The following is a 20,553-nucleotide window of genomic DNA, read 5'->3' as shown; positions in this document are numbered from 1 at the left end:
GCGCACGCGCAAGGCGGCAGCCCCCGCTTCCGAACCGGCCGCGGAGCCCGCCGCATCCCCCGAAGCTGCCGCCGAGCCCGCCGCCGACGAGGCGCCCGAGAAGCCGAAGCGCGCCCGAAAGACCAAGGCATGACGCTCGCCGATTCCAAAGAAGACAAGCTCAAGGCAGACGAAGCGGCGATCGAGGCATCCAAGGCGCCGCTCATCGAGCATCTGATCGAGCTGCGTTCCCGCCTGATCAAGGCGCTGATCGGCTTCGTCTTCTGCTTCATCCTGTCGTTCATCTTCGCCAAGCAGATCTTCCAGATCCTGGTGCTGCCCTATGAATGGGCGGCCGACTATCTGAAGATCCCGCGCAGCGAGGTGCGGCTGATCTATACGGCGCCGCTGGAATATTTCTTCACCCAGCTGAAGATCGGCATGTTCGGCGGCGCCTTCCTGGCCTTTCCGGTCATCGCCATCCAGCTCTACAAATTCGTGGCGCCGGGACTCTACAGCCATGAGAAGGATGCGTTCCGGCCCTATCTGATCTGGACGCCGATCTGCTTCTTCACCGGCGGCATCTTCGTTCTCGTCTTCGTCATGCGCGCGCTGATGCTGTTCTCGCTCGGCATGCAGCAGGCGCCGGCCGAAGGCGCCACCGCCATCCAGTATCTCGGCCGGGTCGAGGACTACCTCAGCCTGATCATGACGCTGATCTTCGCCTTCGGCATCTCGTTCCAGTTGCCGGTGATCATCGCGCTGCTCGGGCAGATCGGCGTGGTCGATACCGGTTTCCTGAAGAAGCAGCGGCGCTATTTCATCGTCATCGCCTTCATCATCGCGGCAGTGCTGACGCCGCCCGACGTCATCAGCCAGCTCTCGCTCGCCATCCCGCTGTGCCTGCTCTACGAGATCGGCATCCTCGTGGTCGGCCGGATCGAGAAGCGCCGGGCGCTCGAAGACGCGCACCGCGACGACGACGAGGACGAAGGCGACGGCAGGACCGAGACGCCCGATCCGACCTCCAAGCCCGCCACCTGACCCGGCGGGCCTGTGGCCCGCCCCATTGACCGTTCCGCGCGCCTGCGGCACCTAAGCCGGCGGCGCGTCCAGGGGGTATTCCATGTCCATTCTCGACAGCATCAAGACCACGGTGCTCGTGCCGGTCCACCGCGAGGGCTATCCGTTCATCGGCATCGCCGCCGTCGGCACGCTGATCCTGATCTGGCTCGGCGCCTGGCTCGCCTGGCCGATGCTGGCGCTGACCGTCTGGGTGGTGTTCTTCTTCCGCGATCCGGTGCGGGTGACGCCGGTGCGCGAGGGACTGGTGATCGCGCCGGCCGATGGCCGCGTCTCGCTGGTTTCGCTGGCCGTGCCGCCGCTCGAGCTCGGCCTCGGCGAGGCGCCGGTGCCGCGCGTCTCGATCTTCATGTCGGTGTTCGACTGCCATGTGAACCGGGCGCCGATCTCCGGCAAGATCACCGCCATGGCCTATCGGCCCGGCAAGTTCCTCAATGCCGACCTCGACAAGGCTTCGGAGGACAACGAGCGCAACGAGCTCGCCATCGAATCGGCCTATGGCAAGTTCGGCGTCGTGCAGATCGCCGGCCTGGTCGCGCGGCGCATCGTCTGGTGGGTCGATACCGGCCATCAGATCGGCGTCGGCGAGCGCTTCGGCATGATCCGCTTCGGGTCGCGGGTCGATGTCTATTTCCCGGAAGGGGCGAAGCCCCTGGTGGCGGTCGGCCAGAAATCGGTCGCCGGCGAGACGGTTCTCGCCGACATGACCTCGCGCGAAGAGTCGCGGCTCGTGCGTGTTGGCTGACATGGCCAATCCGCGCTAGTTTTGTCCGATGAATTCGCTGTTCCAGCCTTTCACGCCTGATCGGAACGAGCCGCCGCGCCGCCGGTTCCGGCCCGTGCCGCTGCGCCTGCTCATTCCCAACCTGATCACGCTGCTGGCGCTGTGCGCGGGTCTCAGCGCCATCCGCATGGCCCTCGAGGGCAAGATCGAGCTGGCGGTCTACCTGATCCTCGGCGCGGCCGTGCTCGATTCCATGGACGGGCGCATCGCCCGGCTCCTGAAGGGCACCTCCAAGTTCGGCGCCGAGCTCGACAGCCTCGCCGATTTCGTCAGCTTCGGCGCGGTGCCGGCACTGGTGCTCTATCTCTGGGGCATGAACGAGGCGGGACCGATCGGCTGGATCGCCGTGCTGGTCTTCGCCATCTGCGGCGCGCTGCGGCTCGCCCGCTTCAACGTGCAGATCGAGGATCCGAGCCAGCCGGCCTGGATGGCCAACTTCTTCACCGGTGTGCCGATTCCGGCCGGCGCGGTGCTGGTCATGCTGCCGATCTATCTCGAAAATATCGGCGTTCCCAAGGGTCTGATCCATCCCTGGCTGGTCACCGCCTTCACGCTGGCCATCGCGCTCCTGATGGTGTCGCGCGTGCCGGTCTTCTCGGGCAAGAAGTTCGGCGCCAAGGTGCCGCGCGAAAGCGTGCTGCCGCTGTTCGTCGCGGCCATCGCCTTCGTCGCGTTGCTGATGAGCTATCCCTGGATCGTGCTGTCGGTCGGCACGCTGCTCTATCTGATCTCGCTGCCCTTCGGCGCCGCCAAGGCCCAGGCCCTGGCGCGTGCCGAGGCAGTGCCGACGGAGGCAGCCCTGCCGGCAGCGGAGGGCGAGGGCCCCGACCGGGTCGCCTAGCGCCGCAGCCCAGATTTGCATCTATCTGCCGATTTTTCAGGCAGATCTGCTCAATTTCTCGCCTTGTCCGGTTTCTGGCCACGTTTCAAGATCGGCGCGGCTGAGATCATGATGGCTATGGCGACAATCACGTCCGACGGCGCCGCCTATCGCTGGCGCGAGGCTGGCGCGCAGCTCGAGCGTGCGCATGGCGTCGCGCGTCTCGGCTTCGTGCGCCGCGACGGCGAGACCGTGCTGCGCGAATGCTACCAGGAGGCGGGCCTGCGCATTCGCCTGCCGCGGCCTGCGCCCGGAATGCCCTTGGAGGCGGTCGTCATCAACACGGCCGGCGGGCTGACCGGCGGCGATCGCTTCGATCTGGCCGTCACGCTGGGCGAGGGGGCCCGTGCGGTGGTCGCGAGCCAGGCTGCCGAGAAGGTCTATCGGTCGGCCGGCGGGGTCGGCGCCTTCTCGACCAGCATCACGCTGGCGGCCGGCGCCTGCCTCGACTGGCTGCCGCAGGAAGCGATCCTGTTCGACGGCGCCGCGCTCGATCGCCGGCTGGCGGTCGACATGGCGGGGGATGCCTCGTTCCTCGGCGTCGAGAGCGTCGTGTTCGGCCGCCTTGCCCGCGGCGAAAGCGTCGATACGGCTTTTCTGTTCGACCGCTGGCGCATCCGGCGCGCCGGCCGGCTCGTCTATGCGGAAGGCCTGAAGTTCGACGGCGCGGTCGCTGGCCGCCTCGCCCGCCGTGCCGCAGGCGCGGGCGCGCTCGCCGCGGCGAGCCTCGTCATCGTATCGCCCGATGCGGAGGCGCGTCTCGAACCGGTCCGCGAGCGCCTGGCCGGCCTTGCCGAGGCCGGCGTCGAGGGCGGGGCGAGCGCTTTCGAAGGGCTCCTGTCGGCGCGGCTCCTGTCGGCCGACCCATTCGCCTTGCGGCGCGGCCTGGTGCGGCTTCTGGAAGGACTGCGCGGCCCCTTGCCGCGGGTCTGGTCTTGTTGAGGGGACGGCATGAATCTCACGCCGCGCGAGAAGGACAAGCTGTTGATCGCCATGGCGGCGCTGGTCGCCCGCCGGCGGCTCGAACGCGGCGTCAAGCTCAACTATCCGGAGACCATCGCGCTGATCACCGACTTCGTGGTCGAGGGCGCGCGTGACGGCCGCAGCGTCGCCGATCTCATGGAGGCGGGGGCGCATGTCGTCGGCCGCGATCAGGTGATGAGCGGCATTGCCGAGATGATTCACGACGTGCAGGTTGAGGCGACCTTTCCCGACGGCACCAAGCTCGTCACCGTGCACGATCCGATCCGTTGAGAAGGCCGGCCGGCAGTCGCTGCTGCAAGCGCCTGCGCATCCACGACCGAAGAAGCATTGCCCGAAACGCCCTGGGAACCAGTTCGATGAAGCCGACGTCCCCCTTCCTGACCTTTCTCGTCGCGGTCATGATGACCACGGCCGCCGAGGCCCATACCGGCATCGGATCGACCTCGGCCTTCGCTGCCGGCCTGATGCATCCCCTGACCGGCCTGGATCACATGCTGGCCATGGTGGCGGTCGGCCTCTGGGCGGGCATGCGCGGCGGCCCGGCGCTGTGGATCTGGCCCGCCACCTTCGTCGGCGTGATGGTGGTCGGCGGCGTGCTCGGCATGGCCGGCATCGGCCTGCCCTTCGTCGAGCAGGGGATCCTCGCCTCCGTCCTGCTCATCGGCCTTGCCGTGGCCCTGGCCGCCCGGCCGAGCCTTGCGGCGGGCGCCGCGCTGATCGGCCTTGCCGCCCTGTTCCATGGCCATGCCCACGGCGTCGAGGTGCCGGCCGATGCCTCCGGCTTCGGCTACGCGCTGGGCTTTGCGGTTGCGACCGCCGCGCTGCATGCCGTCGGCATCGGTATCACCGTGCTTGCGGCGCGGCTGGCGACGCCCGTCGCCGTGCGCGCGGCAGGTGGTCTGACCGCGATCGCCGGGCTGGTCCTTGCCGTCTCGTCGGGACTGGCGTGATCTGGCCGGGCAACCCTGAGGAGATCGGCCATGCTGGACCTGCGCCCCAATTGCGAATGCTGCGACCGCGACCTGCCGCCGGAGGCGCGTGACGCCATGATCTGCACCTTCGAATGCACCTTCTGCGCCGATTGCGCCGGAACGGTGCTGAACGGCACCTGCCCGAACTGCGGCGGCGAGCTGGTGCGCCGGCCGGTGCGGCCGGCAGGCAAGCTCGCCCGGTTCCCGGCCTCCACGAAGCGGATATTGAAGCCGGATGGCTGCGCCGGCGCGACCGCGAGGCCCTGAACCATGAAACCCGGTGAGATCATCACGCCGGCCGGCGAGATCGTGCTCAATGCCGGCGCCAACAGCCTCGTGCTGATCGTGTCGAACACCGGCGATCGCCCGGTGCAGGTCGGCTCGCACTATCATTTCGCGGAGGCCAATCCGGCGCTCGCATTCGATCGCGAACTCGCCCGCGGCATGCGGCTCGACATTCCCGCCGGCACGGCCGTGCGGTTCGAGCCGGGCCAGACCCGCGAGGTGACGCTCGTGCCCTATCAGGGCACGAGAACCGTCCACGGCTTCCGCCGGGACGTGATGGGCAAGCTGTAAGCCGGCGCCGTCCGGCGGCCTTCGAGGAGACGATCATGCCCTATCGGATGTCCCGGGCGGCCTATGCCGACATGTTCGGCCCGACCGTCGGCGACACGGTGCGTCTCGCCGACACCGAGCTGTTCGTGACGGTCGAAAAGGACTTCACCATCCCGGGGGAGGAGGTGAAGTTCGGTGGCGGCAAGGTGATCCGGGACGGCATGGGCCAGAGCCAGGTGACCAACCGGGGCGGGGCCGTCGACACCGTCATCACCAATGTCCTGATCATCGACCACTGGGGCATCGTGAAGGCCGATGTCGGCCTGAAGAACGGACGCATCGCCGCCATCGGCAAGGCCGGCAATCCCGACGTCCAGCCTGGCGTCGACATCATCATCGGGCCCGGCACGGAAGCGATCGGCGGCGAGGGCAAGATCCTCACCGCCGGCGGCATCGACACGCATATCCACTTCATCTGCCCGCAGCAGATCGACGATGCGCTGGCGAGCGGGCTCACCACCATGCTGGGCGGCGGCACCGGTCCGGCGTCGGGCACCACCGCCACCACCTGCACGCCCGGCCCCTGGCACATCGCGCGCATGCTGCAGGCGGCGGAGGCCTTTCCGATGAACCTCGCCTTTTCCGGCAAAGGCAATGCGGCCCTGCCGGACGCGCTGGTCGAGCAGGTCGAGGCGGGCGCCTGCGCGCTCAAGCTGCACGAGGACTGGGGTTCGACGCCGGCGGCGATCGACAACTGCCTCGCCGTCGCCGACGAGCACGACGTCCAGGTGATGATCCATACCGACACGCTGAACGAGTCCGGTTTCGTCGACGACACGATCGCCGCGCTCAAGGGCCGCACGATCCATGCCTTCCACACCGAAGGGGCGGGGGGCGGCCATGCGCCCGACATCATCAAGGTCGCGATGATCGAGAACGTGCTGCCGTCCTCGACCAATCCGACCATGCCCTACACGGTCAACACGATCGAGGAACATCTCGACATGCTGATGGTCTGCCATCACCTGTCGCCAAGCATCCCCGAGGACGTCGCCTTCGCCGAAAGCCGGATCCGCAAGGAGACCATCGCGGCCGAGGACATCCTGCACGACATGGGCGCCCTGTCGATCATGGCGTCCGACAGCCAGGCCATGGGCCGGATCGGCGAGGTGATCATCCGCACCTTCCAGACCGCCCACAAGATGAAGGTGCAGCGCGGCACGCTGGCCGAAGACGCCGGTACCGGCGCCGATAATTTCCGCGTCAAGCGCTATATCGCCAAGGTGACGATCAATCCGGCGATCGCCCACGGCCTGTCGCGACACATCGGCTCGGTCGAGGCCGGCAAGCTCGCCGATCTCGTCCTGTGGGACCCGAAGTTCTTCGGCGTCAAGCCTTCGCTGGTGCTGAAATGCGGGACTATCGCGGCGGCGCCGATGGGCGATCCCAATGCCTCGATCCCGACGCCGCAGCCGGTGCACTACCGGCCGATGTTCGGCTCCTTCGGCAAGGCGGCGACCGCCTCCTCGGTCACCTTCGTGTCGAAGGCGGCCTATGAGCGCGGCGTGCATCGCGACCTCGGGCTGCAGCGCATCGTGCTGCCGGTCGAGAACGTGCGCGGCGGTATTTCCAAGAAAAGCCTCATCCACAACGGTGCAACACCTCATATCGAGGTTCACCCGGAGACCTACGAGGTGCGCGCCGACGGCGAGCTCCTGACCTGCGCGCCGGCCCGCGAACTGCCGATGGCCCAGCGCTATTTTCTGTTCTGACCGGCCCGCCGCAGGGCCCTGTAGCCAGGATGGGCGCGGCGCTCTATTCGTTGTCGCTCCTCACAGCAGCCCTCGCGGCGTAAAGCGGGAAACATCATGATCCGCGCCATCGAAGTTCTCGATCCCGGTTCCTTTGCCGACAGTGCCGTCATCGACCGCGTCGTGCTCGACTATGACGACCGGCATCGCCGGCGGCTCGCCATGGAAGGCGTCGAGGGCACCGCCTTCCTGCTCGACCTCGCCGAGGCCGTGCCGCTCGTCTCCGATTGCGGGCTCAAGCTCGAGGACGGCCGGATCGTGCTGGTGGTCGCAGCCGCCGAGCCGCTCCTGGAAATCCGCACCAAGGATCCCGGCCACATGGTGCGGGTCGCCTGGCACCTCGGCAACCGGCACCTGCCGACGCAGATCATGGGAGCGAAGCTGCGGATCCGCCGCGACCATGTGATCGAGGAGATGGCAAGGGGACTCGGCGCCAAGGTCTTGCCGATCGAAGCGCCTTTCGACCCCGAAGGCGGCGCCTACGGCCACGGCACCGTGACCGGGCACGACCATCATCATGGTCATCGTCACGATGACCACGGGCATCACCACCACGACCACGGCCATCATCATGACCACGATCACCACGGTCACGGCCATGCGCACAAGCACAAGCCCGGCGAGAAGCAGGGCCATGGCCACAAGCACGGCGATGGTCACAAGCACGAGCACGGCGAAAAGCACGACGGGCACAAGCACGTGCACGACGATGCCTGCGGCTGCGGCCACGACCACGGCCATCACCATCACGACCACAAGCATGGCTGAGCCGCTGCCGCCGGCAGCGCTCTACCGGCTCATGGCCTGGATGTCGCCGGCCTATCCCGTGGGCGCCTTCAGCTATTCCCATGGCTTGGAATGGGCGGTCGAGGCGGGCGACATCACGGATGCCGCGAGCCTTGCCGACTGGCTCCGCCTCGTCCTCGATGCCGGTTCGGGGCTCGCCGACGCGACCTTCATGGTTCATGCCCATCGCGCGCTCGCCGCGAGCGACGGCGCAGCGCTGGCCGGGGTCGCCGAACTCGCGCTCGCCTTCCAGCCGGCGCGCGAGCGGCTCCTGGAGACGACCGCCCAGGGCAATGCCTTCATGCTGGCGACCGAGGCGGCCTGGCCGACCGCCGGCCTCGGCCTTCTGCGGTCGGCCTGGGGCGGCGGCGTCGCCTATCCGGTTGCGGTGGGCGCGGCGACCGCCGCACACGGCATTGGCGAGGCCCCGAGCCTGCACGCCTTCCTGCATGCTCTCGCCGCCAATCTCGTCTCCGCCGCGGTGCGCCTGGTGCCGCTTGGCCAGACCGACGGCCAACGGGTCCTCGCCACGCTGGAGCCGCAGGTCGCAGCGACGGCGGCGGCGGCGATGGCGATGCCGCTCGACGAACTCGGCGGCCACGCGCTGCGGTCCGATCTCGCCGCCATGCGCCATGAAACCCAATATACCCGGCTGTTCAGGAGCTGACCGATGCAGGTGAACACGACGTCGTCGCCATCCTCGCCCCATGGTCCGCTGCGCGTCGGCATCGGCGGGCCGGTCGGCTCCGGCAAGACCGCGCTGATGGACGCCCTGTGCAAGGCGCTCAAGGGGGCGTTCGAGATCGCCGCGATCACCAACGACATCTATACCAAGTGGGACGCCGAATATCTGATGCGCTCGGGGGCGCTGCCGACCGAGCGGATCATGGGCGTCGAGACGGGCGGCTGCCCGCATACGGCGATCCGCGAGGACGCCTCGATCAACCTTGCGGCCGTCGCCGACATGCGGGCGCGCTTTCCGCAGCTCGACCTGATCCTGATCGAATCGGGCGGCGACAATCTCGCGGCGACCTTCTCGCCGGAGCTTGCCGACCTCACCATCTATGTCATCGACGTGGCGGCCGGCGAGAAGATCCCGTCCAAGGGCGGCCCGGGCATTACCCGTTCCGACCTTCTGGTCATCAACAAGACCGACCTTGCTCCGCTCGTCGGCGCCGATCTCGGCGTGATGGAGCGCGACAGCCGGCGCATGCGCGGCCAGCGCCCCTTCGTCTTCACCAACCTGAAGACGCAGGACGGCGTCGACACCGTCGCCCGCTTCATCAGGGAGAAGGGAGGGCTCAGCTCTTCCTGAGACGGTGAGCGGCCATTCGACGCCTGGAGATGCCGGGCGCTTTGTCCTGTGCTCGTTTGGAGCCATGATAAGAAAGGACGCGGCAGCGCCGCCGCACCGGAATTCGGAGTTGACGCCATGACCACCCAACCGCGGTTCATCCGGCTCGCGGCAGACGACAACGTGGTCGTCGCCGTCGACCTCATCGACGCCGGCAAGCGTGTCGAAGGCATCACCGCGACCGCGCGGGTCATGAAGGGCCACAAGATGGCGACCCGGCCGATCGGGCAGGACCAGCCGGTGGTCAAATATGGCCAGATCATCGGCTTCGCCTCGCAGCCGATCGCGCCCGGCGATTGGGTGCACAGCCACAACTGCCATTTCGCGACCTTCGACCGGGACTATGCCTTCGCCCGGGACGCCGCGCCCGAGGCGATGCTGCCGCTCGCCGAGCGCGCGACGTTCCAGGGCTTCCGTCGCGCCAAGGGCCGTGCCGGCACCCGCAACTACATCGCCATCCTCACCTCGGTGAACTGTTCGGCCTCGGTCGCGCGGTTCATGGCCGAGGCGGTCAACCGGTCCGGCATGCTCGCCGAATTCCCCAATGTCGACGGTGTCATTCCGCTGGTGCACGGCACCGGCTGCGGCATTGCCGGGGAGGGGCTCGGCTTCGACATTCTGGAGCGCACCATCTGGGGCTATGCGACCAACCCCAACGTTTCCGCGGTGCTCATCGTCGGCCTCGGCTGCGAGGTGTTCCAGATCCCGCGGCTGATGAAGGACTATGGGATCGAGCCCGGCACGCATTTCCAGTCGATGACGATCCAGGAGACCGGGGGCACCCGCAAGTCGATCGAGGCTGGCGTCGCGCGCATTCGCGAGATGCTGCCCATCGTCAATGAGGCGAAGCGCGAGACGCTGCCGGCGTCCGAACTGTGCCTGGCGCTGCAATGTGGCGGCTCCGACGGCTATTCCGGCATCACCGCCAACCCCGCGCTCGGCAAGGCGGTCGACCTGCTGGTCGCCCATGGCGGCACGGCTGTGCTGTCCGAGACGCCGGAGATCTACGGCGCCGAGCACCTTCTGACGCGCCGCGCCGAAAGCCGCGAGGTCGGCGAGAAGCTCGTGTCCATCATCAGGTGGTGGGAGGAGTACACGACCAAGCACGAAGGCTCGATGGACAACAATCCCTCGCCCGGCAACAAGGCGGGCGGGCTGACCACCATCCTCGAGAAATCGCTCGGCGCGGCCGCGAAGGGCGGCTCGACGACGCTGCGTGCGGTCTATCGCTATGCCGAGAAGATCGACCGCAACGGCTTCGTCTACATGGATACGCCCGGCTATGATCCGGTCGCCGCGACCGGCCAGGTCGCCGGCGGCTGCAACATGTTGTGCTTCACCACCGGCCGCGGCTCGGCCTACGGCTGCAAGCCGACGCCCTCGATCAAGCTCGCGACCAATTCCGACATCTATGCGCGCATGATCGACGATATGGACATCAATTGCGGCGACGTGCTGGATGGTGTCTCGCTCGACGACAAGGGGCGCGAGATCTTCGAGCTGATCCTGCGCACCGCGTCCGGCGAGAAGACCAAGTCCGAACTGCTCGGCTATGGCGACAACGAGTTCGTGCCCTGGCAGATCGGCGCAACCATGTGAGGCGGAGCGCCATGCAGCGCCAGGTGATCAATGCCAAGGACGCTCCGGCCGCGGTCGGCGGCTATGCCCAGGCCGTTGCCGTCAGCGGCACGACACGCACCCTCTATGTCAGCGGCCAGATTCCGGTCGATGCGGAAGGCCGTTGCCCCGGCAGCTTCGCGGAGCAGTGCCGGCTCGCCTGGCGCAACGTCCTCGCTCAGCTCGCCGCCGCCGACATGACGGTCGAAAACCTCGCCAAGGTGACGATCTTCCTGTCGGACCGGCGCTTCGCGCAGGAGAACCGGGCCATCCGGGCCGAAATGCTCGGCAGCCATCAGCCGGCGCTGACCGTGATCATCGCCGGTATCTTCGACGAGGCCTGGCTCCTGGAGATCGAGGCGGTGGCGGTCGCCTGATCGCGCCGGGCGAGGTGAGGACGGCAAAGATGCAGCGGCGAGCGATCAATGCGGCGGAAGCGCCGCCTGCCATCGGCTATGCCCGGGCGGTCGAGGTCAGCGGCGCCCGCCGGACGCTCCATGTCAGCGGCCAGATCCCGGTCGACGCCGAAGGGCGATGCCCCGACAGCTTCGACGCCCAATGTCGCCTGGCTTGGCGCAACGTGATTGCGCAACTGACCGCCGCCGACATGTCGCTCGCCGATCTCGTCAAGGTGACGATCTATCTCGCGGACAGGCGCTACGGTCTGGCCAATCGAGCGATCCGCAAGGAGATGCTGGGCGAGCACCTGGTTGCCTCGACGGTCATCGTCACGGGCATTTTCGACGAATCCTGGCTCGTGGAGATCGAAGCCGTGGCGGTGGCTTGACGCGCCTCATGCGAGACGGCGGTCGATCTCGGCCCAGAGCGGCTCCGCAAGGCCGGCGCGGAAGCAGTCGAAATGGCCGATCGGTCCGCGGTGGACGATCGTCGCGGGCATGATTTCGACGCTCGCGAGCGCGGCCGGAAACCGCGCCGCGAGCGCCCTGACCGCGGCCGGCGGCGCGTAGGGGTCATCGTCGAAGCCGATGAGATGCACGGGCGCCCGTACCTCGGCGAAACGTTCGCGGGCCTGGACGGCCGGATCTCCGAAAAAGTAGCCAGGTGTCGCGCACCAGCCGCCCCATTGCCGGTAGACGCGGGCCGGCACATCCTCGCCGCCGCCGATCCGGCCGGCCGGAAAGTGGCCGACGAGCGCAATGGCGACCGGCGCGACATAGCGCGTCAGCCAGCGGACCTCGCGGGCCACCCGCCGGTCGAACAGGCGCATGTCGCCGGATTGCGCGGCAATGCCGACCATGCGGACGACTGCCGGATGGGGCGCGAGACCATAGGCCTGGCCGCCATAGCTGTGTCCGACGACGTGGAGCGGCTCGTCGGGCCAGGTTCCAGCGGCTGCCGCGCAGACGCCCCAGGCGTCGAGATCGGCCCAGTCCAGCATGGTCGCCGGAAATCCCTTGAGGCGAACCGGTCGCGAGCCGCCGATGCCGCGGTAGTCGAAGGTCACGACGCGCCGACCGCGCCCCGCGAGATGACGGGCGAAGGCGGCATAGAAGCGGCGATGGACCGCCATGCCGGATTGCACGACGACCGTCGACCGGACCGGCCCGGCCGGATGGAAGATGCTGCCCTGGAGCCTGAAGCCGTCGCGAGCCGCAAACTCCATGGTTTCGACTGACACATCGCTCATGCGGTGCTCGCGTCACGCCATGCCCGCGGCATCCTAGAGCATCCGATACAACCGCGTCATGCCGCCATTCGACTCTTGGTTGCGGATTCCCATATGCGGAAGCGCGATCACAAAATTGAAGGGCATGGCGCTCGTTTCCCACCGAACGGCGCCATGCCCGCAAACGCTCTCGCTTTTCTCGAGGCGCTGGATCGCATCGCCCGACAGCGGCCGTTCAGCTTCGCCGATGGCGTGAAGCTCACCACCGACGAGGATCGCCCAAGAGGCAACGTCCACAACCCGGACTTGCCGAGACAGCCGATGCAGGGTCGCTCGTGCCCAGTCCCTTCACGGGGCCGCGATCACATCGTCCCCGTCCAATCAATGGGTCCTGAGCCGGACGGGGAGGGCACGGGCGAAATGATCACCAGTTGACGCGGACGCCGAAGGTGCCGGTGGTTGCGCTCTGGCGGCTTCGGCTACCGTCGAGCGTCCAGCGGTGGCTGGCCTGACCGTAAACGCTCACATTCTGATTCACCCGCGCCGTGACGCCGCCAGCGACCTCCAGCGCCGTATCGCCGAAGCTGCTCTTGATGATGGGCGAGGAGGAACCGAAGGTGGTGCCGTCATTGCCGGAGAAGGCGTGCCAGAGATTGACCCGGGCGTAGGGCTGCCAGAGTATCCCCCGCTCGTCGCGCCCGGTATATTGCAGCCGTGCTCCGAGCCGCCCGGTCCAGGCCGGCCCCGCATTCCAAGCCACGCTCGAATACTGGTCCTGCGACCGGTTCACCGATACGCCCTGGTAGACGATCTGTGCCTGCGGTTCGATCAGCCAGCGATTGCCTTCGCCGAAGTGGATCGGGTAGCCCGCCTCCAGCGACGCCGTATAGGCGGTCGCTTTGGTCGAGATCCCCGCGCCATAGAGGGATGACGCCGATGCGTCGTACCAGCTCGTCTGAAACACCGCGTCGAGATACCAGCCGCCCGGGCCGAAATGTGTCCAATAGGCGCCGACCGAGGGGCCGTTCATCTGCAGCTTGCCGACAGCCAGGGACTGAATGCCCAGGGCGAAGCCCCGCACGGAGGGGGTGTTGTAGTCCGAATAGGCCATATACATGCCGGCATGGTCCCGGTGGCCGCTGTCGGTCGTCCGGCGCAGGATGTCGAAACCCGTCTGGAACCCGATCAGGTTGCCGGTCGCACTCGCATCCACCGTCCCGGCCCAGCGGTTGCTGACCCGTTCGCCGAACACCCGTCCCCAGACGCCGTTCGCATAAGTTCGCGCTTCCGGCCCGCCCCGCAGGTTCTCTTCCTCTCCGACGCGCTCATGCAGCGTCCCCAGGGTTGAAAGCGCCATCTGCCTCGCGATCGCAGGGATCGGAGCATAGAGCGGCACTTCCGGACGATAGAGGGGGATGTCCGGACCGCTCGGCGCCGTCGGGTTGGTCGGTGTGGCGATGAGGTGGGATCGCAGGAACCAGTCGTTTGGATCGGTGCTGCCGCCGCGGAAGAGCTCGTACTCATAGGCGCCGGCAGCGACGCGGCGGCCAAGCGTGAAGGCATCGGTCGTGGTCGTGCCGCCGCCGGTCACCTGCACCAGCCGGATGCCATCCGCCACGGTCAGCGCGCCCAGGCCACCGGTATTGCTGACCCACACCGAAGACGTGCCGCTGGCTCGGCCGCCATTGATCACCAGCACGTTGCTCGGGGAACCGTCGGCGCCAAGATAGGTGTTGAAGCCGATGCGGCTGCCGGCGCTGCCGACATAGTTGCCGACCGTCAGCGTGCTGTAGGCGCCCGTCCGCGGCAGGAACTGGATCAGGCCGGCATTGCTCACGATGCCGGTTGCGTTGGAATCGCCGGTGACGTTCCAGGCGCTGCGGGCATCGATCGCGACATTGGTCGCGTTCCGCGCCAGTCCGGTCCAGAGACTGCCCTGCGCCAGCGCGACGTTGGCCGTATTGCCGGCATCGGCCAGCAGGTCGCCGGTCCATTGCGACGTGTTCAGATTGGCGCTGGCGGCATTGCCGGGGCCGCTGAGCACCAGATTGCCTGTCCAATTGCTGTTGCCAAGGTTGTAGGCGAGCGTCGAGGGATCGACGAGGATATCGCCGGCGAGAGCGGGAATACCGTTGATGTTCAGCGTCAGGTTGCTCGGCGTGCCGACCGCGTCCCCGGTCACCTGCGCCAGCAAGGGCCGGCCATTCATCACCGCCGGAGTGATGGCGGTGCCGCCACTGATCGAGACCGTGCCGGTGCCGCCCTCGGCCCGGACGATCGCGCCGTCGGTGGCGCTCAGCCCGCCGCCGGTCACGGACACGGTGCTCGGCGTGCTGCCCGTCACATAGATTGTCGACGATCCGGCGCCGCGCACCGCCACGGTGGTATCGGAGGCAGCGATCATGCCGCCGTTGACGGTGGCGATGCCATGGGCTCTGGCGCCGGCAGTGGCAATGGCGGAACGCGTCAGGGCGATTGTGCTGCCGGCATCCTGCGCAGAGGCGCCGAAAGCGTTCTGCCCCTGCGTGGCGACCGTCACATCCGTCGCGGCGATCGCGCCGCCTGCCATCGTGTGCAGGCCTACGGCGTTGATGTTCGTGGTGGTGACCGAGGTGCCGGTCAGAGCGATGCTGCTGCCGACATCGGTCGACCGGACGCCGTCGGCACCGCCAACCGTCGAGGTATCGGCGCCATGGGTCGTGATGGTGCCGCCGGTGATCGCGGCCGTGCCGCCTTGGCTGACCCTGACGCCGATGGCACCATCGCCATGCGTGGTGATGGCGCTATTCTCGGCCTGCAGGCGGCTGCCGGCCCCGACCACATCCGCGCCATGCGCCTCCAGGCCTATCTGGGCGTCCGGGAACTGGAGAGCCGGGGGATCGTTTCCGGTCACCCGGTATCCGGTGGTGACCTCGCTGCCCGTCACGATGACCGTGCCGGCGCTGACGACGCGGATGCCCGCGCTGGAAGGGCCGGTCGTGCGGTTTATGATGTTGGTCAGGGTGACCGTGCTGCCGGTCCCGCTCGCCAGCGCGCCGGGGGAATTGGGCTGATAGGTGAAGACGCCGTAGCCGGAGAAGTCGATCCTGCCCCCGGCGTCCGCCCATATACCCGGACTGTTCGCGCCATAGGTGGCGGAACTCGCCCCGTTGCTGGCCTGGATGCTGCTGCCGGCGCCCTGGGCAAGCATGCCAGGGGAATTGGCGATGATCGTGCCACCGCGATAGTCGCCGGTCACGACGCCGCCACCGCTGATGGCGATCGTTCCCCCGCCGACGGCCAACAACCCGGCGCTGTTGTTGCCGTAGGCGCTCACATAGCTGTTGTTCAGGGTGAGCCTGCTGCCGGCGCCGAGGGCGACGGCAGCCGAGGCGTTGTCGCCGGAGCTGAACATATTCGAGTTGTTGAGGGTGATCGCGCCGCCGGCATTCGCGTAAGCAGCGCCGGCGCCCGCACCCAAAGTCGTGACGGCGGTGCGGGTCAGGACGATCGTACCGCCGCTCGCCGCATAGGCGCCATGCGCATTGTCGAGCTCCGTGTTCACCTCGCTGTCGCTCAGCGTGACGCTGCTGCCCGTCCCGACCGCCCGAACGCCGATGGCGTCGGCGCCGGTCGTGGAGACGGACGTATAGCTGCCGGTGATCAGGCCTCCGGCATCGGCATTGAGCCCATGACTGCCCGTGCCCTCGGTGCTGACCGTGACGCCGTTCGACGGTGTGCCGATCAGGGTGATCGCCCCGCCTCTGGTCGCCCGCGCGCCGGAGGCATTGGTCGCGGCGGCGGTGGTCGAAATAGCGGTGCCTCTGGCGGTGATGGTCGCAGCGGTATCGGCGAAGATGCCGGCCCCGTCGGCGCCTTGCGCGGTGACCGAGCCGCCGGTCAGGTCGATCGTCGCACCTTGGGCATAGGCGCCAAAGGCAATGCCAGCCGCGCCGGTGGTGGTGAGCACCACATTGGTGCCGATGGCGCTGGCCCCAGCCGTCACGCGCAGCGCCGTACCGCCGGCGGTGATCGTTGTATGGGTATTGCCGTTGTCCTGCAGCGTGGTCACGCTGCTCGCGCCCGCGGTGCTGACGCCCGTGCCGGTGGTGGTGATGGCGACACCGTTGCTAGTGAAGGTGCCGCCCTGCGTGAGATCGGTGTTGGTGACGCCGGTGACCGCGGTGATCGAGCCGCCGGTCAGGTCCACCTTGCCGGCCTGGGCGACGATGACCCCCGTATTCCCGGCGATGACCTCGGCAGCGATCCCGGTGACGCTGCCGCCGGTGGCGTAGATGCCGACCCTGCCGGCATTGATCACGGTATGGACGGCAGTGGGACCGCGGGTATCGAGGCCCAGGGTGATGGTGCCGCTGGTGATGGCGCCGTAGAGGCCCGCCTGGATGTTGACGCCATTGGCATTGATGGTGGTGCCTGAATTGCCCCAGAGACCGTTGCTGCCGCTGCCGCTCACCAGGATGCTGCCGCCGGTCAGGTTGATCGTGCCGGCTGTCGCGAAGGCGCCCGCATTGGTATTGGTGCTCTGCCCGCTGGCGTGGAGGATGGCGTCGGTCGCATTGATCACCGCGCTGGTGCCGGTGGTCTGCAGGGCGACGCCGGCGCCGCTGCTGGTACCGCTTGAGGTGGCGGTGATTTGCGTCGCGCCGCTGGCGCTGCTGCCGATGGTCAGAGTGCCGGATCGGACATCCACGCCGGTCGCGTTTCCGGTCGCCGTGGACGTGATGACGGTGCCGCGCAGCTCCCCGGCGCCGCCGAATTGCCTCAGGCCCGCCGCGCCATCTGCGGTGACCGTGCCGTCGGTCAGCAGGAGCGAGGCGGCGTTGTTGACGGTGACCGTCGTCACGCCGCTCGGCGCCGTCAGGGTGACGCCCGTGCCGGTGTAGGAGGCGCTGTTGGAGACGGAGATAGCTCCCTGCGCGCCCGCGCCGTTCCGGGTGACGTTGCTTTCGACGCAGGCGCCCGACCCCTGGCTGAGCGGATTCGGCGCGGTGCTCACGCATTGCGCGAGTGCCTGCGCGGAAGGCAGCACCGCCATCATCGCGGCGCCCAGGACGCAGCGATGACTGGACATGGAGCTCAGCAATGCCTGCTTCAGCGAGCGAAGGGCGGAGACATCAGAGCTGGGAACAGCCATCAACATATCCGTCGTATCAGCGCGCAATCGACGTACTCCCGTTTCGCGAATCATCCAAGGCAGGGGACACGCTGCAAGATGTAACAAACGAACCCTACAAGACTATTGCCGATTGCGATCTGTTTTCGAAGCAAGCGGTTGTATTTCGATACCGAACGCAGAAATCAGGGGCGACGCAGACCGGTGTCGATATTCTTGTCGCCCGCGCTTTGTGCTGCGATATCGTCGTCTGGCGCGCGGCGCCTCTACCGCAAGGACATGGCGGACGCGCGCCACGGGGCGCCCGCCACGCGACGGCCTACTTGGTCGTGTAGCCGCCGTTGACGAGAATGGTTTGTCCGGTCATCCACCAGCCGTCCGAGACCAGAAAGCGGACGAAAGGAACGATGTCATTGATGTCGGTGAGGCCCGTCTTGGTGAACTTCGACAGCGCTGCCGCCGTCTTGTGGTAGGCCTGGGCGTCCGTGCTTTCGGCAGGGTAGAAGAAGGATGTGTCCATCGGCCCGGGCCCAATTGCGGTCACCGAAATGCCGCGCTCGCCGAACTCCTTCGACGCTGCCCGCGTGAAATGCTCGACCGGCGCCTTCGTGCCGGCATAGGCGGCATAGAAGGGTGTGTAGGCGCCCAGCAGCGAGGTCACGAGCGTACAGATCTTGCCGTTGTCGTTGACGTGTTTGCCCGCCTCCTTGAGAAAGAAGAAGGCGGACTTCGCGTTCACCGCGGTCATTTCGTCGTATTCGGCTTCGGTGATCTCGACGAAGGGCTTCTTCAGCACCTTGCCGACCGTGTTGATGGCGATGTCCGGCTTGCCGATGGTCGCCACGGTGTCCGCGAAGAGCTTCTCGACCGCGCCCGCCGTGGTCAGATCGGATTGAAGGGCAATGGCCGTTGCACCGGCCGCCTTGATGGCAGCGACCGTCTCGTCGGCAGCGGGTTTTGTTGCGCTCGTGTTGTAGTGGATGGCAACGGCTTTCGCGCCGTGCTGGGCAAGATCGCGGGCAAGCAGACCGCCGAGATTCTTCGCGCCGCCAGCAATGAGAACCGTCTTACCCTTGATGCCGTGATCGAGCATGTTCCGTCTCCGCCGGTCGCAACAGTCGAAACGCGACCTTTGACGAAACTGCTCATGTTTCGGATGTCCAACCAGAGCAGCGACAGTATGTGCTCCTGACTCCTCTTGACGCCGCGTGCTTTCTGTGGACTGCCGTTGGGACAGTCGGAGATTCGCGATTATCCGGCAGCTTCAAGAGCCGGTGCGCGTATCGACGACCGCGAATCCGGCCTTTTCGAGGCCCTCGACGAGATGGGCGATGTAATCTTCCGGGACACATCGCCCTCTCCAGTCGAAATAGAATTCCGCGGCATAGTTTGGCCGCAAACGGCGCAGAACGCTGAGATGCTTCTCGGCTCTGACCGCGAGCCCGAGCTGTCCGCAAACGGCAGCAAGTATGACATGCATCAAATAGTATTTATCATTATCGATATTGAGATTCGAGGCCAGTCGCAGCGCGCCCTCGTAGTCGCGCTGTCGATAGAGCTCCATGATCGGGATGGTGTATGATAACGCCGGATGGTAGTGCTCGCGCGCGTTGGCGATCTGCACGAGTTCGGCACCTTCTTCATAGCGGCCCATGAAATAGAGGCGGTTGCCCAGCATCAATTGGTGCTCGCCTGATCCAGGGTTCAGGGCGATGGCCCGCCGGCCGGCCTTTTCGAATTCCTCGAACTTCCGCAGGGCGAACAGCGCCGTCGAGCGCATGCTGTGAGCCAAAGCGGAGTGCGGGGCGGTGCGGACGGCTTCGTCCGCCATATCGAGAGCTTCCTGCAAGATCCTGCCGCTCTCAGCCGGATGGGCGTAGAGGCTCCGAATCTCGTTCATATGGACATAGGCCAGCATCGCCCAGGCGTCCGAATAAAACGGCTCTTCCCTGACCGCGGCCTCGAGGCACTTCCGGATATCCTTCTGCTCGGCGTCGTCGAGGGTCGACAGATGGGCGACGGCGTGCACGACGCAGCTATAGGCGTCCTGGTGCTTGTCCGGATGAAGCTTGCGCTCATTCACATTGATGATGCCCCAGCGCTGCCCGATCGCGCTGGCAACAGTTTCGCCGATGGCCTTCTCCACCGCCATCATCGAGGACGCTTCGGTGGCTTCGATTTCCTCCCGGGACGCCAGAATGAGCCCCGACCGGTACTCGCTCAGGATCCATTGGCATCGCAGCGTCCGCTCCTCGACGTCGGCGGCGATGTCGAGCACATAGATGCTGCCCTCCCGGCCGGGGCGCAGGGACGCGACGAGCTCCTGCAGCGACCTGCTGGGCTCGAGGCCGGCTATGCGCAGGCCGTGATAGGGGACGAGCGCGGCGATCACCGAGCGGATCATGCGCCGCGATGCTTCGCCGAGCTCCGTGCCGGCGGCCGGCCTCACCACGATGATCGGGATCTTGTGTTCGGGACGTTGCCGGGCTTCTTCCGGCCGCGCCGGCGCGGGCATCGGCTGGAGCCCGGCTCGAACCAGCGTCTCGTTGCGGCCCGAAGTCTCGGCCGCCTTCGCATGACGACGCTCGAAACGCGGCACGTAGCCACCGACAGGCAGGTGAATCGCGACACTCTCCGCCGCGCCATCGATCGCGTAATACAGGGCCAGTGCCGAACGCAATCGCGTTGCTTCGTTGCGGACGACGGCATCCTTGGCGGGGTCGAAATCGGCGCCTCTGCCGAAGACGTCGATAGCGATCGTGTAGGCCTTCACCTGGGCGCTTTTGCCCGCGAGGGTCTTTTCGACGACATACCGGAGGAAACGCCTGCCTCGATCGGAAATGCCGGTAGATGGCGCATTCAACAGATTCGCTAGTGCCGCTTCAATGTCCCTCTCTTCGACGCCATCGATAGGCATATCGCTACTGGTCCACGCTCCCAAGCGCTCCGCGCGCGGAGCCAACTGCGTCTGGCAGGGTTTCTTGGCTTGCCCCCAAGCTTTGCTTCACT

The 20,553-nt window shown here is 67.0% G+C and carries 20 protein-coding genes; 15 read left to right on the top strand and 5 right to left on the bottom strand.

All coding sequences use genetic code 11. The features are described from left to right. Positions 1 to 129: 129 nt before the first annotated feature. The 15 genes from tatC to OZ671_RS22820 all read left to right on the top strand — a co-directional run bounded on the left by tatC (position 130) and on the right by OZ671_RS22820 (position 11,591). The gene (gene tatC / locus OZ671_RS22890; protein ID WP_268862868.1) at positions 130 to 1,023 is read left to right on the top strand and encodes a twin-arginine translocase subunit TatC; all 894 of its coding nucleotides are present in this window, start codon (positions 130 to 132) and stop codon (positions 1,021 to 1,023) included. A gap of 82 nt (positions 1,024 to 1,105) precedes the next feature. Then, positions 1,106 to 1,807, top strand: a complete 702-nt coding sequence (locus OZ671_RS22885; protein ID WP_268862867.1) for a phosphatidylserine decarboxylase — start codon at positions 1,106 to 1,108, stop codon at positions 1,805 to 1,807. 28 nt (positions 1,808 to 1,835) lie between these two features. Then, positions 1,836 to 2,687 (top strand): CDP-diacylglycerol--serine O-phosphatidyltransferase, encoded by an 852-nt coding sequence (gene pssA / locus OZ671_RS22880; protein ID WP_268862866.1) that lies wholly within the window; start codon positions 1,836 to 1,838, stop codon positions 2,685 to 2,687. 111 nt (positions 2,688 to 2,798) lie between these two features. Next, positions 2,799 to 3,668, top strand: a complete 870-nt coding sequence (locus tag OZ671_RS22875) for an urease accessory protein UreD (protein WP_268862865.1) — start codon at positions 2,799 to 2,801, stop codon at positions 3,666 to 3,668. A 9-nt stretch (positions 3,669 to 3,677) separates the two neighbouring features. After that, positions 3,678 to 3,980, top strand: a complete 303-nt coding sequence (locus OZ671_RS22870; RefSeq protein ID WP_268862864.1) for an urease subunit gamma — start codon at positions 3,678 to 3,680, stop codon at positions 3,978 to 3,980. 86 nt (positions 3,981 to 4,066) lie between these two features. Further along, positions 4,067 to 4,660: a HupE/UreJ family protein gene (locus OZ671_RS22865; protein ID WP_268862863.1), complete on the top strand. Its 594-nt coding sequence runs from the start codon at positions 4,067 to 4,069 to the stop codon at positions 4,658 to 4,660. Positions 4,661 to 4,690: 30 nt separating this feature from the next. After that, complete coding sequence (locus tag OZ671_RS22860; RefSeq protein WP_268862862.1) at positions 4,691 to 4,948, top strand: DUF1272 domain-containing protein; 258 nt, start codon at positions 4,691 to 4,693, stop codon at positions 4,946 to 4,948. 3 nt (positions 4,949 to 4,951) lie between these two features. Further along, positions 4,952 to 5,257 carry an urease subunit beta gene (locus OZ671_RS22855; RefSeq protein ID WP_268862861.1) on the top strand — a complete coding sequence of 102 codons (306 nt, stop codon included), beginning with the start codon at positions 4,952 to 4,954 and terminating at the stop codon, positions 5,255 to 5,257. A gap of 35 nt (positions 5,258 to 5,292) precedes the next feature. Beyond that, positions 5,293 to 7,008: an urease subunit alpha gene (gene ureC / locus OZ671_RS22850; protein WP_268862860.1), complete on the top strand. Its 1,716-nt coding sequence runs from the start codon at positions 5,293 to 5,295 to the stop codon at positions 7,006 to 7,008. 96 nt (positions 7,009 to 7,104) lie between these two features. Beyond that, positions 7,105 to 7,815 (top strand): urease accessory protein UreE, encoded by a 711-nt coding sequence (locus OZ671_RS22845; RefSeq protein WP_268862859.1) that lies wholly within the window; start codon positions 7,105 to 7,107, stop codon positions 7,813 to 7,815. After that, positions 7,808 to 8,500, top strand: a complete 693-nt coding sequence (locus OZ671_RS22840) for an urease accessory protein UreF (protein ID WP_268862858.1) — start codon at positions 7,808 to 7,810, stop codon at positions 8,498 to 8,500. The genes OZ671_RS22845 and OZ671_RS22840 overlap by 8 nt, the downstream gene beginning before the upstream one ends. A gap of 3 nt (positions 8,501 to 8,503) precedes the next feature. Continuing rightward, positions 8,504 to 9,148: an urease accessory protein UreG gene (gene ureG, locus OZ671_RS22835; protein ID WP_268862857.1), complete on the top strand. Its 645-nt coding sequence runs from the start codon at positions 8,504 to 8,506 to the stop codon at positions 9,146 to 9,148. 117 nt (positions 9,149 to 9,265) lie between these two features. After that, on the top strand, positions 9,266 to 10,786 hold the full coding sequence (locus tag OZ671_RS22830) for a UxaA family hydrolase (protein WP_038311998.1): 1,521 nt from the start codon (positions 9,266 to 9,268) through the stop codon (positions 10,784 to 10,786). A gap of 11 nt (positions 10,787 to 10,797) precedes the next feature. Further along, the gene (locus OZ671_RS22825) at positions 10,798 to 11,181 is read left to right on the top strand and encodes a RidA family protein (protein ID WP_268862856.1); all 384 of its coding nucleotides are present in this window, start codon (positions 10,798 to 10,800) and stop codon (positions 11,179 to 11,181) included. Between the two features lie 29 nt (positions 11,182 to 11,210). Beyond that, complete coding sequence (locus tag OZ671_RS22820; RefSeq protein ID WP_268862855.1) at positions 11,211 to 11,591, top strand: RidA family protein; 381 nt, start codon at positions 11,211 to 11,213, stop codon at positions 11,589 to 11,591. 6 nt (positions 11,592 to 11,597) lie between these two features. Here the strand turns inward: OZ671_RS22820 and OZ671_RS22815 are convergent, their stop codons facing one another. The 5 genes from OZ671_RS22815 to OZ671_RS22795 all read right to left on the bottom strand — a co-directional run bounded on the left by OZ671_RS22815 (position 11,598) and on the right by OZ671_RS22795 (position 20,461). Beyond that, positions 11,598 to 12,452, bottom strand: a complete 855-nt coding sequence (locus OZ671_RS22815; RefSeq protein WP_268862854.1) for an alpha/beta hydrolase family protein — start codon at positions 12,450 to 12,452, stop codon at positions 11,598 to 11,600. Between the two features lie 33 nt (positions 12,453 to 12,485). Further along, on the bottom strand, positions 12,486 to 12,728 hold the full coding sequence (locus OZ671_RS22810) for a hypothetical protein (RefSeq protein ID WP_268862853.1): 243 nt from the start codon (positions 12,726 to 12,728) through the stop codon (positions 12,486 to 12,488). 127 nt (positions 12,729 to 12,855) lie between these two features. Beyond that, a complete protein-coding gene (locus OZ671_RS22805; protein WP_268862852.1) occupies positions 12,856 to 17,565 on the bottom strand; it encodes an autotransporter outer membrane beta-barrel domain-containing protein in 4,710 nt (1,569 codons plus the stop codon). 298 nt (positions 17,566 to 17,863) lie between these two features. Further along, positions 17,864 to 18,637 (bottom strand): SDR family oxidoreductase, encoded by a 774-nt coding sequence (locus OZ671_RS22800; protein ID WP_268862851.1) that lies wholly within the window; start codon positions 18,635 to 18,637, stop codon positions 17,864 to 17,866. Positions 18,638 to 18,808: 171 nt separating this feature from the next. Further along, complete coding sequence (locus tag OZ671_RS22795) at positions 18,809 to 20,461, bottom strand: hypothetical protein (protein ID WP_268862850.1); 1,653 nt, start codon at positions 20,459 to 20,461, stop codon at positions 18,809 to 18,811. Positions 20,462 to 20,553: the final 92 nt, after the last annotated feature.

It is taken from the genome of Phreatobacter sp. AB_2022a, assembly GCF_026847585.1.
In the GTDB taxonomy this organism is placed as follows: domain Bacteria; phylum Pseudomonadota; class Alphaproteobacteria; order Rhizobiales; family Phreatobacteraceae; genus Phreatobacter.
Note: the sequence above shows the minus strand (reverse complement) of the source record. Positions and strands in the feature narration are given on the sequence as shown.